Source organism: Streptomyces lacrimifluminis, from assembly GCF_014646095.1.
In the GTDB taxonomy this organism is placed as follows: Bacteria; Actinomycetota; Actinomycetes; order Streptomycetales; family Streptomycetaceae; genus Streptomyces; species Streptomyces lacrimifluminis.
The window spans coordinates 83026-96014 of the sequence record NZ_BMMU01000023.1; the positions used below are offsets into that span (position 1 = coordinate 83026).

The following is a 12989-nucleotide window of genomic DNA, read 5'->3' on the forward strand; positions in this document are numbered from 1 at the left end:
AACCGCGCGCACAAGGCTAGTTGACTCTGTGTCAGTGTCCAATCACGGCAACGACAGGGTCCTATCGACTTATTTATAGTTGGACAGGCCTGGAGGACGAAAGAAGGGCAGCGAAGGGGGAGCACACGTCATGGACCTGGCCTTGCTGCGCACCTTCCTGACTGTCCACCGAGCCGGCTCCTTCACTCGTGCCGCCGCCCTGCTCGGCCTCTCACAGCCTGCCGTCACCTCGCAGATCCGCGCCCTGGAGCGGCAGCTGGGGCGCCCTCTGTTCCTGCGCCAAGCCCGTGGCGTGACCCCCACGACCATCGGCGACGAGCTCGCGCACAAGGCCGCGCCACATCTCGACGCGCTCGTGGAGATCACCGAGACCGGGCTGGACGAGGACTCCTCCCTACGCACGCTGCACCTTGCCGGGCCACCGGAGTTCACCGCCGAACGCGCGCTTCCCGCGCTTACGGAGCTGACCGGGGACGACGGCCAGGGCTTCGCCCTGCGTGTCTCCTTCGGCAATGCCGAGGAAACCCTGGAGGGCCTGTCCGCCGGGCATCATGATCTGGCCATCACGACGACCCGTCCGCACGGCACCCTGCTCACAGCGACTGCGCTCTGCGACGAGGAGCACGTCCTGGTCGCCGCTCCGCGCTGGGCCGCCGAGGTCGGCGCCGGGAAACTGCGCTGCAAGGGGGCGTCCGTCCTGCAGGACCTCCCCTTGGTGGAGGTCCACGAGTCGCTGCCACTCGTCGCCCGCTACTGGGCCTCCGTCTTCGACTCCCATCCCGCCGCCTCGGGCACCGTCATCGTGCCCGACCTGCGTGCGGTGCTCGCCTGCGCGGTCGCGGGCGCGGGACTCGCGGTGCTGCCCCGGTATCTGTGCGCGCCCGCCCTGGAGCGCGGGGAGGTGGTTGCTCTGCTCGATCCGGCGGTACCCCCACTGCGGACGTATTTTCTGGTGGTCCGCACCGGCACACTGGCAATGCCGCACCTCACACGGGCACACGAATGGCTCCAGCGCGCGGCGACCGACTGGGGCTGAGCCCTCGCTGGGCCTGGAAGCCCTCTGTGGACCTTTCCGCGGACCTCTCCAAACCCCTGCAATGTTTCACGTGAAACAGCCATTTCACCCCATGCGGTCCGCCGCCTTTGCTTCACCGAGAGCACATCGTGGGGAGCCGAGATGTTTCACGTGGAACCAGCCGGGCCACATTTCTCCCATGACCGTCCGACCTGTGGTCAAGCGCACCGCACGCGCCATCCTGCTCGATGGCGACGATCTGATCCTCATCAAGCGGACCAAGCCGAGTGTCGATCCCTACTGGCTCACTCCGGGCGGCGGGGTCGAACCGGACGACACGACGGTCGTCGACGCCCTGCACCGTGAAGTGCACGAAGAGCTGGGTGCCAAGATCACCGACGTGGTGCCCTGCTTCGTGGACACCGTCGAGCACATCGGCGCGGACGGCGGCGCCACAGGCGTGAAGGTGCAGCACTTCTTCGTCTGCCGTCTGGAGAGCATGGACCTCTCGCTGCGACACGGCCCCGAAGTCGACCAGCCCTGCGGCGAGTACGAGATCGTCCGCATCCCCTTCACCCGGGTCGGCATCGCCTCCGTCCATCTCGTGCCGCTGTCGCTGCGCCACTATCTGGACGGGAACATCGAGGGCGTACGGGCGATGCACGCGCCCGACTTGGGCTGACAGCGCGCAGCCGGGTCAGTTCCCGGTGACGACCAGTTCCTCCACCGAGTCGTGGCGGATCCGCTCCGCGGGGATACCGGCACGCAGCAACGCGTCCACACCGCTGCGGATCATCCCGGGCGGGCCCGACAGATAAGCGTCGTACTCGTACCAGGGCCCGTACTCCCGTACAGCGTCGGGGAGCTGGAGATTCGCCTGCTGGTCTATGACCGCGCGTACCGACAGCCAGGGATGGCTCTGCTGGAGCCGCAGCATGGTGTCGATGTCGTACAGGTCGAGATCAGTACGGGCACCGTAGAACACCTCGACCCGCCGCCGGTCACCGTGCTCGGCGACGTCCTCGACCAGCGCCTTGATGGGCGCGATACCGGTGCCGCCGCCCAGACAGAGCAGGCCGCTGTCGGTGGTGTGGTCGACGGTCATCGTGCCGGCGGGCGGGCCCAGCCGGACGATGTCGCCGGGTCGGGCACGGTGCACCAGTGCGTTGGAGACCCAGCCCGCGGGCACCGCCTTCACATGGAAGGACAGCAGACCGTCGGAGCGGGGCGCCGACGCGAAGGAGTAGTGCCGCCAGATGCGGGGCCACCACGGTGTCTCCAGGCTCGCGTACTGCCCGGCGAGGAACGGGTACGGCTGGTCGGGCCGGACGGTGATGACGGCGATGTCCGGGGTCCTGAGATCGTGCGACACCACCTCCCCGTGCCACCAGGCCGGAGCGCGCAGTTCGTCGACGGCCGCAGCGTCGATCATGACCTGCGACATCGTCGTGTACGCCCGTACCCACGCCGCCTCGGTCTCCTGGTCCCAGATCGCGGCGGCGTACCGGCTCAGCGAGCCGATGAGGCACTCGCCGACGGCCGGGTAGTGCTCGGGCCGGGTGCCGTACTTGCGGTGGCCGCGGCCGAGGTTCTTCAGATACGCGACTAGGACCTCGGTGTTGTCGATGTGTTCGGCGGCGGTGAGCAGTGCCTTGAGCAGCCGGTCCCGCTGGGTGTCCATCGCGGCCGGGAAGAGTGAACGCAGTTCGGGATGACGAACGAAGAGGAGCGCGTAGAAGTACGAGGTGGCCTTGTCGGCGACAGGACCGACCACTTCCATGGTCCGCCGGATGAGCACTGCGTCGGGGGACGCCTGCTGGAGCGGCTCGGAAGCCGGAGCGGGCAGCTGCACGGGCACGGGCGGCTCGGAGTACGGCGCGGGAGGTGTGCGGGAAGCCTCGGAGGGAGTGGCCGCGAGGGCCGGCACCGGGCGGACGGGGGGAGCGGGCTCGGGTGCGCCTGCCGAGGTGCCGGAATCCGGCGGTACGGAAGCTGGGGCCGGCGGAGTGAAGGGCGGGCGGACCGGGGTCTCGGTGGCCGCAGGCGCGGGGGTGAAGGGCGCGGGAAGCGGTGACGCGGGAACGAGGGGCAGGGGAGGCAAGGGCGCGGGAGTCGGAGGCATCGCCGGGGGCTCGGGGGGCGACGGCTCGGGTATTCGTTCCCGCTCCGGCGAAGGTTCGCCCCCGGCCGGACGGGCGTTGGCGTCCGACGAGGAACTCGTGGCGGCGCCCGTAGCGGGCCGGCCCACGGGACGCAGGGCGGCCAGCCGACTGGCCGTGCCCTCCGTTGCCTCCTGCCCGCCGCCCGGGGGCGTTTCCGGCTGCTTGCGCGGCTTGAACCAGCCGCCCCCGCCGCTGCCGCCGGACGTGCCGTTGTCGGCCGACGTGGTGGTCGGAGCGTCCATGGTCTGCCTCGCCTCGAACATCTTTCGGTCGGTCTGCGCACTTCCTAGGTCGGAATGTGCTCGCGTTCCCCCGCTGACGGCTTGCTTTCCCCGTTCGCCCCCTGTCCAATGCGGCCGCATTCAACCCGGATTACCACTCCACGCGGACAAGGAGCGCCAGAGTGTGACCTTGGCCGCAGTCCCCTCACCGCAGCGTCCCACCATGGACGAACACCTCCGCCGCGTAACCGGAAATGCGAGTCTTCGATCTCTCCGTCCCGTTAGGCTGCATTGCCCTGCTCTTGCCGCGTGCCCGGGATACGCACCCCGGTTACGGGCAGGAACCGGAGTCGACCATACCGGCCGTCGCCGAGCGCACAAGTCCCACCCTTATTCACCGCTGACGAGTAAGGGGGCGAACCATCAATTCCCTCAACTACCGGGCGCCGCACACCAATTCATAGGCATCCCACAAATCCTGCCCCGCGTAGGTATGGGTCGCGAGGCCCGCCAGATGACGGTCGGCGTTGACCGCGACAGAGACCGGCACCACCTCGAAGAGCTCCGCGTCGGAGAGCGAATCGCCGTACGCGACACAGTCCGCCCGGGTCAGACCGAACTGCCCGCAGAGCCGGTCCGCGATCCCTACCTTGGCCGCCGACGTGAGGATTCCGGTGGGATCCAGCGGCTCCGTGAAGGGCACCGCCGGGAAGCGCGAGCCGTGCGCCGCATGTGCGCCCCACCCTGTCAGCCGTTCGACAAAGAACGAGGGTGACAGAGAGACAACGGCGCAGTACTCCCCCCGGCCCCGGATCTCGTCCCATGTCTCCCTGATCCGCCGCAGCCAGGGCGCTTCCGCGAAGGCCGCGTCGACATGGGCAACGGTCAGCTCCGCCCAGAGAAAGTGCACGCGCCGCGCGTACTCCGCAGGCTCGACACGTCGAGTCACGAAGTCCCGCTCCAACTCGGCGATTTCGCGGTCGAGCCCAAGTTGCCGGGATATCTCGACGGGGGCGGCTGAGCCGTGCAGCAGCGTTCCGTCGAGGTCGAAGAGATGCAGTCGCGTCATGAGCGCCGAGGCTAGGGCCTGGCGCCCGATGACCGATGCTCACCGTTTCACGTGAAACATCTGTCCGCGCGCTGTACGGTCGGGCACGACATGGCCAAAAGTGCGTACGTCCGACCACAAACAGGTGGACGCCGGGGGCGCCGGTCGGACAGCCTGACCTGCGTGCCGACTCCTTCTCCTGTCGATCTGCCCATCCGCCGCCTGACGCGTCGTGATCTCACCGCCTGCGCCGACCTGTCCGAGGACCGGGGCTGGCCCCGTGAAGAGCACAAGTGGGGTCTCCTGCTCACGGCCGGAAAGGGTTACGGCATCGATGACCCGGGCGGCGGACTGGTCACCGCTTGCGTCGTCACCGAGTACGGACCGTACGGATACCCCGAGTTGGGAGCCATCGGCATGGTGCTGGTCGCCGAGCGGCATGCCCGCCAGGGCGTCGGGAAGCGGCTGATGCAGCACGTGGTCGCCGCGATGGGCACCACGCCTCTGACACTGCACGCCACCCCGAACGGCCGCCCGCTCTACGAAGAACTCGGCTTCAAGGTCATTGGCAAGGCCGAGATGGTGCGCGGCCACTTCACGCCGCACGGGCCGGAGCCCGAAGTCGGCACGCGCGCGGCCACGGCCGAGGATCTCGCCGACATCCTCCGGCTCGACGAGGAGGTGTTCGGCACCGACCGCACACCCATCATCACTCGGCTGCCCGCCTTCTCCGACCAGTTGCGCGTCGCCGAGGAGAACGGCCGGATCATCGGCTACGCGGCGGCCTGGCCCAACATGGAGACCCATGTCGTCGGTCCACTGATCGCCCGCGACACGGAGGCGGCGAAAGCGCTCCTCGCCTCACTCGCGGCCCACACCGACCGTCCGCTGCGCACGGACATCGATGTACGGCACGGAGAACTGCTGGCATGGGTGAAGGAGCGCGGACTGGCGCCGCTGAGCTTCAACGCGGTGATGACGCACGGCATCCCCGAACTGCCGGGTGACTGGACGCGGCGGTTCGCGCCTCTGACCGTCGCCGCAGGCTGAGGCTGCGGTCCAAGAGCAGCATGAGCATCCGTTTACGGGAGACCTTGGTACGACGGCGGACATGACCGGGGCCCCGACCACGACACCGAGCGCATAGCCGGTCACGGGAACTCCGGCGGTCGGGATGGAGACCCCGAAGTCGCTCGCGACAGCCAATGCCGGCGACGGACCCCGCACTCACCCGCCCTCTCCCAGGGCTGGTGCGCCCTTTCCTTGCTGCACGGAAGGTCGAGGCGCACATTGAGCGCGCCCTGCAGAGCAAGCACGGGCTGAGTGTGCGCGAGTACTCGCTGCTGGAAGTCCTCAGCCGACAGCACGACGGCGTGGGCCGCCATCTGCAGATGAAGGCGGTCGCCGACGCGGTCGTCCTCAGCCAGGGCGCCACGACACGACTGGTCACCAGACTCGAGGACCGCGGGCTGTTGGCCCGCTACCTGTGCCCCACGGACCGCCGCGGGATCTACACCAACGTCAGCGAGGCAGGCCTCAGGCTCCTCGACGAGGCACGTCCCACCAAATGACATCGCCCTGCGCGAGGCTCTCGACGAGGCGGCGAAGAATCCGGAGCGGGCTCCGCTGGTCCGGGTCGTGGAGTCGGTGAACCTCCCCACGTAGGGTGCGGCCATGGGAGATCTTGAGATACGGCCCGCGACCGCGGAGGACCTTCCCTCGGTCGTCGGCATGCTCGCCGACGACCGGCTGGGCGCGCAGCGGGAGTCACCGGACGACTTGACCCCGTATCTGACCGCACTGGCCCGTCTGACCGCCGACCCGAACCAGCACCTGGTCGTCGCGGTCCGTGAGGGGCGCGTGGTCGGCACGCTCCAGCTCACCATCGTTCCGGGGCTGTCCCGCAAGGGCGCGACCCGGTCGATCATCGAGGGTGTGCGCGTCCACGCCGCCGAACGCGGCAGCGGCCTCGGTGGTCGGCTCATCGAGTGGGCGATCGACAGGTCGCGCCGGGAGAACTGCCAGTTGGTTCAGCTGACCTCGGACGTCACACGCACGGACGCCCACCGTTTCTACGAACGGCTCGGCTTCACGCCTTCACACGTCGGCTTCAAACTCCAGCTCTGAACACTCGGAAGAAGCGTCATGTTTCACGTGAAACATGACGCTTCCGCGCAGTCGGTGCCTACTTGATCCCTCGCCACCCTTCCGGATCCACCCCACCCGGCACGGACGCCCCCTCGTCGTACGGCTGACGCACGAAGACGAACGACCCGAGGTCCAGGTGGTCCACGGCCCCGTTCGGCCGCCGTACGGCCCGCAGAAGCTCTCCGGCGAAGTAACCGTCGAGGCCCGTCCAGGTGCCGTCACCGTTCGACTTGAAGCGCGAGCGGCGGCCGATGCCGACCAAGGGCCCCAGCGAGACACCCCCGTCGACCGACAGCCGCAGGGCATAAGGGGCAGTCCCCCAGTACCAAGGACCCGCCAACTCCAATACGGACCTGTCGACTTCGGGCAACGGGCGCCATGGCTCCGGAATCCGCGGCTCGGCCTCCGCGACGATCTGCACGAGGTCGGCGGCGACCGCGGACACCAGCAAACCAGAGGTGCAGTTGGCCAGGACGACAGCCGCGAGGTCGTCCGCCACGCCGATGGTGAGGCTCGCCAGGAAGCCGGGCAGCGATCCTCCGTGCCCCACCAGCAGCCGGCCGTCCCGGTACTGAACCTGCATACCGAGGCCGTACGCCGAACCGGCGGCCACATCCTCCGTTTCGGCCGGAGCCGCCGGCGTGCGCATCTCCGCAACGGACGCAGCGCTCAGCACCCGGTCGTCCCCCTTGGCCAGGAAGGCGGCGAAGCGCGCCAAGTCTCCTGCGGTGGACCAGAGCTGGCCGGCCGGCGCCATCCGTCCGAGGTCCTCCGTCGGCTCCGGCAGCAGCACATCGGCCCAGGGATGCACTGCCCAGCCACCCGCGTGCGGCGCCTGCGGGTGCCCGCTGGTCCGCTCCAGCCCGAGGGGTTGGAGTACCTCACGCCGCAGCACGTCCTCCCACGGAGCACCGCGCAACTCCTCGACCAGAGCGCCGAGAACGCTGTAGCCAGGGTTCGAGTAGTGGTGGCGTCGACCCACAGGATGCAGCAATGGACGCTCCCCGAGTACGTCGGCCAACTCGGGTCGCAGTGATCCAGGTGTCCGCTCCCACCAGGGCGCCGGCGACTCGGCCGCCAACCCACCCGTATGCGCGAGCAGTTCGGCGATGGTGGCCTCCCCCGCGCCGGTACCCGGCAGATGTTTCTCCAGCGGATCGACGAGATCGAGGAGCCCCTCGTCGCGCAACCGCATCACCAGTACGGCGGTGAAGGTCTTGGTGATCGAACCGATCCGGTACTGCACGTTGGCATCGGGCGCATGGCCCTCCACCGAGGTTCGCGCCCCCGTCCAGACCATCTCTCCGCCTCGAACCACCGCCGCGACCAACGACGGTGCCCGCCCTGCGCTCTGGGCAACAGCGATCCGATGCAGCAACGCCCGCCGCGTGCCGGGAAGAAGCTCGTCCTGTGGTGTTGTCATGGGGCAAGTTCATCGGTCGCGCTGCGTTGCGTCGAGCGCATTTCCCCTCCACCGTGGGAGGCATGCAGGGCCTCGCCGCTCGTGACCTGTCGATCTTGCGTGACCTGGGCGTTCTTGGCTGTCTCACGGCCATGTCACCCATGATCAGTCTGAAATCCGTGGCATTTCCTCGCAGGGGCGAGGTCGAGATCAGGCGGCTTGTCCGATTCGGCCGAGTACACCTCGCCGAGCCCCGAGCACGAGGGCTACCGGAGAGCCCAGCTCGTGCACCGATGAGTTTCCCTCGCCGCGCTGGTCTATACACCGGACACCCACGAACGGAAGGTTGAGCCATGCGGAAACTGGTCTACGGCATGAACCTGACCCTGGACGGCTACATCACCGCGGCCGGCGACGACATCAGCTGGGGCGGACCGCCGAGCGACGAGCTGTTCCAGTGGTGGCTCGACCACGAGCAGGCGAGTGGCCTGTCGCTGTATGGGCGCAAGCTGTGGGAGACGATGAGCTCCTACTGGCCGACCGGCGACCAGCAGCCGGGCGCCACCCCGGCGGAGATCGAGTTCGCGCGGAACTGGCGGGACACACCGAAGGTGGTGTTCTCCTCGACGATCGACAAGGTCGACTGGAACACCCGCCTGGTCACCGGCGACGCGATCGCCGAGATCACCCGGCTCAAGGCCGAGGACGGCGGCCCGATGAACATCGGCGGCGCAACGCTCGCCGGGGCGGCCATGCGCGCAGGGCTGATCGACGAGTACGCGATCGCCGCCCATCCGGTCCTGGTGGGCAGCGGCACGCCGTTCTTCACCGCGCTGGACAGCTGGGTGAACCTGAACCTGGTGGAGACGCGGACGTTGCCCGGCGGCGTGGTCCTGACCAGGTACGAGACGAGGCGCTGAGCAGCAGCACCCACAGGCTGGTCCCACGGTGATGTCGTATACGACATCGGTACGACACGGCCCGTGGGATGACGACATCAGCCGCGAGACCCTGCAAGGCACCACCACGTCACGTCTGGGCCATGTCCACGAACCGCGAATAGTGCCCCTGGAAGGCAACCGTGATCGTCGCCGTCGGGCCGTTTCGGTGCTTGCCGACGATGATGTCCGCCTCGCCCGCGCGTGGAGACTCCTTCTCGTACGCGTCCTCGCGGTGCAGCAGGATCACCATGTCGGCGTCCTGCTCGATCGAGCCGGACTCACGCAGGTCGGAGACCATGGGTTTCTTGTCCGTACGCTGCTCGGGACCACGGTTCAGCTGCGACAGCGCGATCACCGGCAGCTCCAGTTCCTTGGCCAGGAGCTTCAGGTTTCGCGACATGTCGGAGACCTCCTGCTGGCGGCTCTCGGAACGCTTGCCGCCGGACTGCATCAGCTGGAGGTAGTCGATGACGACGAGTTTCAGGTCCGCGCGCTGCTTGAGGCGGCGGCACTTGGCCCGGATCTCCATCATCGACAGGTTGGGGGAGTCGTCGATGTACAGCGGCGCGGCCGAGACGTCCGGCATGCGGCGAGCGAGCCGCGTCCAGTCCTCGTCGGTCATCGTGCCGGAGCGCATGTGGTGAAGGGCCACGCGTGCCTCGGCGGACAGCAGACGCATGGCAATCTCGTTGCGGCCCATTTCGAGGGAGAAGATCACGCTCGGCATGTTGTGCTTGATCGAGCACGCACGAGCGAAGTCCAGCGCCAGCGTCGACTTACCCATGGCGGGGCGAGCCGCGATGATGATCATCTGACCGGGGTGCAGGCCGTTGGTGAGCTGGTCGAGGTCGGTGAACCCGGTCGGCACACCGGTCATCTCCCCCGAACGTGAACCGATCGCCTCGATCTCGTCGAGGGCACCCTCCATGATGTCGCCGAGCGGCAGATAGTCCTCCGTGGTGCGCTGCTCGGTGACCGCGTAGATCTCGGCCTGGGCGCTGTTGACGATCTCGTCGACGTCTCCGTCGGCCGCGTATCCCATCTGGGTGATGCGGGTTCCGGCCTCGACCAACCGTCGCAGAACCGCGCGCTCGTGCACGATCTCCGCGTAGTACTCGGCGTTCGCCGCCGTCGGCACCGTCTGCACCAGCGCATGCAGATAGGGAGCACCGCCGACCTTGGTGATCTCGCCCCGCCTGGTGAGTTCGGCCGCAACCGTGATGGGGTCGGCCGGCTCGCCCTTCGCGTAGAGATCGAGGATCGCCCCGTAGACGATCTCGTGCGCGGGCCGGTAGAAGTCGTGGCCCTTGAGTACCTCGACGACGTCGGCGATCGCGTCCTTGGACAGGAGCATGCCGCCGAGCACGGACTGCTCGGCGTCGAGGTCCTGGGGCGGGACGCGCTCGAACGACGTGCTCTCGCTTTCCCAGGCGCCGTTTTCGCTGCCGCGGTCGTGCTGTTCGTCGCGGCCCCGGCCCCTTTCGCGGCGCTGTCGGGAGGGGGGCAGACGATCACTGGGACCGCTGTCGGCCCACGGATCGTCCAAGGGCTCGGAAATACTCACCGAGCGACCTCCTCCCGTCCGCCGAGCGGACCTCGCCGTGCCCCTCTTTTCTACGGCACGGCACTGACAAATAAGACGCCCAACTCCGGTTCCGGCGCGTCGGTTTTGTGACGTTTCCGAGGCTGGGAGACGGAGTGGGCGCCGCACCACCGTAGGCCCGTCGGCACCGTCAGCCAATCTGGTTATCCACAGGCCATGTGGACGACGGCCCGGATGCTGTGGAGAACTCCGCAAAACCTGTGCACGACCCGGTGGACAGCCCTGTGAACAAGCTTTCGCGGCTTTCGATGCACCCCTGCTGACCAGCGACTTTCCCGTCCACCGGCTGTGCAGAAGAAAAACTTTCCGCATCAGGCCAAGATCTCCACAAGCGGCACACCGCGACGCGTCCCCCAAGAGGGCAGGTAATGGTCACAAGCACATTGCATCTCTTACCTGTGGAAGATTAGATTGGTGGTCATGACACAGGCTCCCGCTGACCCCAGGGCTACGCGACGTCGGCACGACCGAGAGATCGTCGCACTGGCTGTCCCTGCCTTCGGCGCACTCACCGCCGAGCCCCTCTTCGTCATGGCCGACAGCGCGATCATCGGCCACCTCGGCACAGCACAACTCGCCGGTCTCGGCATCGCCTCTGTCCTGCTCACCACAGCGGTCAGTGTCTTCGTCTTCCTCGCGTACGCCACCACGGCCGCCGTCGCCCGACGCGTCGGCGCGGGCGATCTCCAGGCCGCCATCCGCCAGGGTGTGGACGGCATCTGGCTCGCCCTCCTGCTCGGCGCCGGGGTCATTGCCGTCGTCCTGCCCTCGGCACCCGCACTCGTGGATCTCTTCGGCGCCTCGAACACCGCGGCCTCGTACGCGGCAACCTATCTGCGGATCTCGGCGCTCGGCATCCCGGCCATGCTCGTCGTCCTCGCCTCCACCGGCATTCTGCGCGGCCTCCAGGACACCAGAACCCCGCTGTACGTCGCCATCGCGGGCTTCGCCGCCAACGCTGCCCTGAACGTGGGCCTCGTCTACGGTGCGAACCTCGGTATCGCGGGTTCCGCCTGGGGCACCGTTATCGCCCAGTGGGGCATGGCGGCGGCCTATCTCACGGTCGTCGTCCGCGGCGCACACAGGCACGGCGCCTCGCTTCGCCCCGACCCCAAAGGGATACGGACCTCCGCCCAGGCGGGCGCGCCACTTCTCGTGCGCACCCTCTCACTGCGGGCGATCCTCATGATCGCCACAGCCGTTGCCGCCCGACTCGGGGACGCGGATGTCGCCGCACACCAGATCATCCTGTCCCTCTGGAGCCTGCTCGCCTTCGCGCTCGACGCGATCGCGATCGCAGGCCAGGCCATCATCGGGCGCTACCTCGGCGCGAACGACATCAGGGGCGCCCGAGAAGCCTGCCGCCGCATGGTCGAGTGGGGCATCGCCACCGGAATCGTGCTCGGCCTGCTGGTGATCGTCAGCCGTCCGCTGTTCCTGCCCCTGTTCACCAGCGACGCCATGGTCAAGGACACCGCGTTGCCGGCCCTGCTCATGGTCGCGCTGTCCCAACCGATCTGCGGGATCGTCTTTGTGCTCGACGGCGTTCTGATGGGCGCGGGCGACGGCCCCTACCTGGCTGGGGCAATGCTGATCACGCTCGCCGCTTTCGCACCGGTGGCCCTGTTCGTGCCGACCCTGGGCGGCGGCCTCACCGCCCTCTGGGGAGCGATGACGCTCATGATGATCGTCCGCATGCTGACTCTGTGGCTTCGAGCCCGCTCAGGCCGTTGGATGGTCACGGGCGCCACCCGCTGACGGCACGGAGAGCACCGAATGCGCCGTACCGCTCTGCTCCACGTCCCCTGTTTCACGTGAAACATCGACCCGGTTCCTGCCGTTTCACGTGAAACATCGGCGTGGTCAGTTCCTCGCACAAGCAGGGGATCGCTTCCTGACTACGCCACACGCCCACGAATCCGCTCATGCAGAAGGGCCGCACCCCAGAGGATGCGGCCCTACAACTGCTTCAGCGAGCACACCGCTTAGGCGGCGACAACCTCGATGTTGACCTTGGCGGCAACCTCGGGGTGCAGACGCACGGACGTCTCGTGGGCGCCGAGCGTCTTGATCGGCGCGCCCAGCTCGATGCGGCGCTTGTCGACCTCGGGGCCACCGGAAGCCTTGATCGCCGTGGCGATGTCGGCCGGAGTGACGGAACCGAAGAGACGACCGGCGTCGCCGGAGCGGACGGCCAGACGGACCTTGACGCCTTCGAGGCGGGCCTTGATGTCGTTGGCCTGCTCGATGGTCTGGATCTCGTGGATCTTGCGAGCGCGACGAATCTGCTCGACGTCCTTCTCGCCACCCTTGGTCCAACGGATAGCGAAGTTCCGCGGGATCAGGTAGTTGCGAGCGTAGCCGTCCTTGACGTCGACGACGTCGCCCGCGGCACCGAGGCCAGAGACCTCGTGGGTGAGGATGATCTTCATTAGTCGGTCACCCTTCC

The 12989-nt window shown here is 67.9% G+C and carries 11 protein-coding genes and 2 pseudogenes; 7 read left to right on the forward strand and 6 right to left on the reverse strand.

Annotated features, from left to right (window positions below; genetic code table 11):
* The first annotated feature begins 130 nt into the window (after window positions 1-130).
* Together IEY89_RS28840 and IEY89_RS28845 are read left to right on the forward strand one after the other, a co-directional pair.
* Window positions 131-1036 carry a LysR family transcriptional regulator gene (locus tag IEY89_RS28840; protein ID WP_189150446.1) on the forward strand — a complete coding sequence of 302 codons (906 nt, stop codon included), beginning with the start codon at window positions 131-133 and terminating at the stop codon, window positions 1034-1036.
* A gap of 178 nt (window positions 1037-1214) precedes the next feature.
* Complete coding sequence (locus IEY89_RS28845) at window positions 1215-1697, forward strand: NUDIX domain-containing protein (RefSeq protein WP_189150447.1); 483 nt, start codon at window positions 1215-1217, stop codon at window positions 1695-1697.
* Between the two features lie 15 nt (window positions 1698-1712).
* Here IEY89_RS28845 and IEY89_RS28850 read toward each other — a convergent pair whose 3' ends face one another.
* The gene (locus tag IEY89_RS28850; protein WP_189150448.1) at window positions 1713-3419 is read right to left on the reverse strand and encodes a globin domain-containing protein; all 1707 of its coding nucleotides are present in this window, start codon (window positions 3417-3419) and stop codon (window positions 1713-1715) included.
* 415 nt (window positions 3420-3834) lie between these two features.
* Window positions 3835-4467, reverse strand: a complete 633-nt coding sequence (locus IEY89_RS28855; protein WP_189150449.1) for an HAD family hydrolase — start codon at window positions 4465-4467, stop codon at window positions 3835-3837.
* Window positions 4468-4629: 162 nt separating this feature from the next.
* Between IEY89_RS28855 and IEY89_RS28860 the strand changes: the two genes are divergently transcribed.
* Window positions 4630-5496, forward strand: coding sequence for a GNAT family N-acetyltransferase (locus tag IEY89_RS28860; protein ID WP_189150450.1), 867 nt, complete (start codon window positions 4630-4632; stop codon window positions 5494-5496).
* A 10-nt stretch (window positions 5497-5506) separates the two neighbouring features.
* Here IEY89_RS28860 and IEY89_RS40990 read toward each other — a convergent pair.
* Window positions 5507-5646, reverse strand: a pseudogene (locus IEY89_RS40990) (MFS transporter); the annotation flags it as partial.
* A 5-nt stretch (window positions 5647-5651) separates the two neighbouring features.
* Between IEY89_RS40990 and IEY89_RS28865 the strand changes: the two are divergent.
* Together IEY89_RS28865 and IEY89_RS28870 are read left to right on the forward strand one after the other, a co-directional pair.
* Window positions 5652-6111, forward strand: a pseudogene (locus IEY89_RS28865) (MarR family winged helix-turn-helix transcriptional regulator).
* Window positions 6112-6120: 9 nt separating this feature from the next.
* Window positions 6121-6573, forward strand: a complete 453-nt coding sequence (locus IEY89_RS28870) for a GNAT family N-acetyltransferase (RefSeq protein ID WP_189150451.1) — start codon at window positions 6121-6123, stop codon at window positions 6571-6573.
* Between the two features lie 58 nt (window positions 6574-6631).
* Here IEY89_RS28870 and IEY89_RS28875 read toward each other — a convergent pair whose 3' ends face one another.
* On the reverse strand, window positions 6632-8017 hold the full coding sequence (locus tag IEY89_RS28875) for a serine hydrolase domain-containing protein (protein WP_189150452.1): 1386 nt from the start codon (window positions 8015-8017) through the stop codon (window positions 6632-6634).
* A 332-nt stretch (window positions 8018-8349) separates the two neighbouring features.
* On the opposite strand from IEY89_RS28875, the gene IEY89_RS28880 reads away from it, so the two are divergent.
* Window positions 8350-8916 carry a dihydrofolate reductase family protein gene (locus IEY89_RS28880; RefSeq protein WP_189150453.1) on the forward strand — a complete coding sequence of 189 codons (567 nt, stop codon included), beginning with the start codon at window positions 8350-8352 and terminating at the stop codon, window positions 8914-8916.
* A 109-nt stretch (window positions 8917-9025) separates the two neighbouring features.
* Here IEY89_RS28880 and dnaB read toward each other — a convergent pair whose 3' ends face one another.
* Window positions 9026-10501 carry a replicative DNA helicase gene (dnaB, locus tag IEY89_RS28885; RefSeq protein ID WP_189150454.1) on the reverse strand — a complete coding sequence of 492 codons (1476 nt, stop codon included), beginning with the start codon at window positions 10499-10501 and terminating at the stop codon, window positions 9026-9028.
* Window positions 10502-10960: 459 nt separating this feature from the next.
* Between dnaB and IEY89_RS28890 the strand changes: the two genes are divergently transcribed.
* Window positions 10961-12298: an MATE family efflux transporter gene (locus tag IEY89_RS28890; protein WP_189150455.1), complete on the forward strand. Its 1338-nt coding sequence runs from the start codon at window positions 10961-10963 to the stop codon at window positions 12296-12298.
* A gap of 227 nt (window positions 12299-12525) precedes the next feature.
* Here IEY89_RS28890 and rplI read toward each other — a convergent pair whose 3' ends face one another.
* Window positions 12526-12972 carry a 50S ribosomal protein L9 gene (gene rplI / locus IEY89_RS28895; RefSeq protein WP_189150456.1) on the reverse strand — a complete coding sequence of 149 codons (447 nt, stop codon included), beginning with the start codon at window positions 12970-12972 and terminating at the stop codon, window positions 12526-12528.
* Window positions 12973-12989 lie beyond the last annotated feature (17 nt).

Coding starts and splice junctions, on each gene's coding strand:
- IEY89_RS28840 (WP_189150446.1), top strand. CDS start 131: ATGGACCTGGCCTTGCTGCGCACCTTCCTGACTGTCCACCGAGCCGGC.
- IEY89_RS28845 (WP_189150447.1), top strand. CDS start 1,215: ATGACCGTCCGACCTGTGGTCAAGCGCACCGCACGCGCCATCCTGCTC.
- IEY89_RS28850 (WP_189150448.1), bottom strand. CDS start 3,419: ATGGACGCTCCGACCACCACGTCGGCCGACAACGGCACGTCCGGCGGC.
- IEY89_RS28855 (WP_189150449.1), bottom strand. CDS start 4,467: ATGACGCGACTGCATCTCTTCGACCTCGACGGAACGCTGCTGCACGGC.
- IEY89_RS28870 (WP_189150451.1), top strand. CDS start 6,121: ATGGGAGATCTTGAGATACGGCCCGCGACCGCGGAGGACCTTCCCTCG.
- IEY89_RS28875 (WP_189150452.1), bottom strand. CDS start 8,017: ATGACAACACCACAGGACGAGCTTCTTCCCGGCACGCGGCGGGCGTTG.
- IEY89_RS28880 (WP_189150453.1), top strand. CDS start 8,350: ATGCGGAAACTGGTCTACGGCATGAACCTGACCCTGGACGGCTACATC.
- IEY89_RS28890 (WP_189150455.1), top strand. CDS start 10,961: ATGACACAGGCTCCCGCTGACCCCAGGGCTACGCGACGTCGGCACGAC.
- rplI (WP_189150456.1), bottom strand. CDS start 12,972: ATGAAGATCATCCTCACCCACGAGGTCTCTGGCCTCGGTGCCGCGGGC.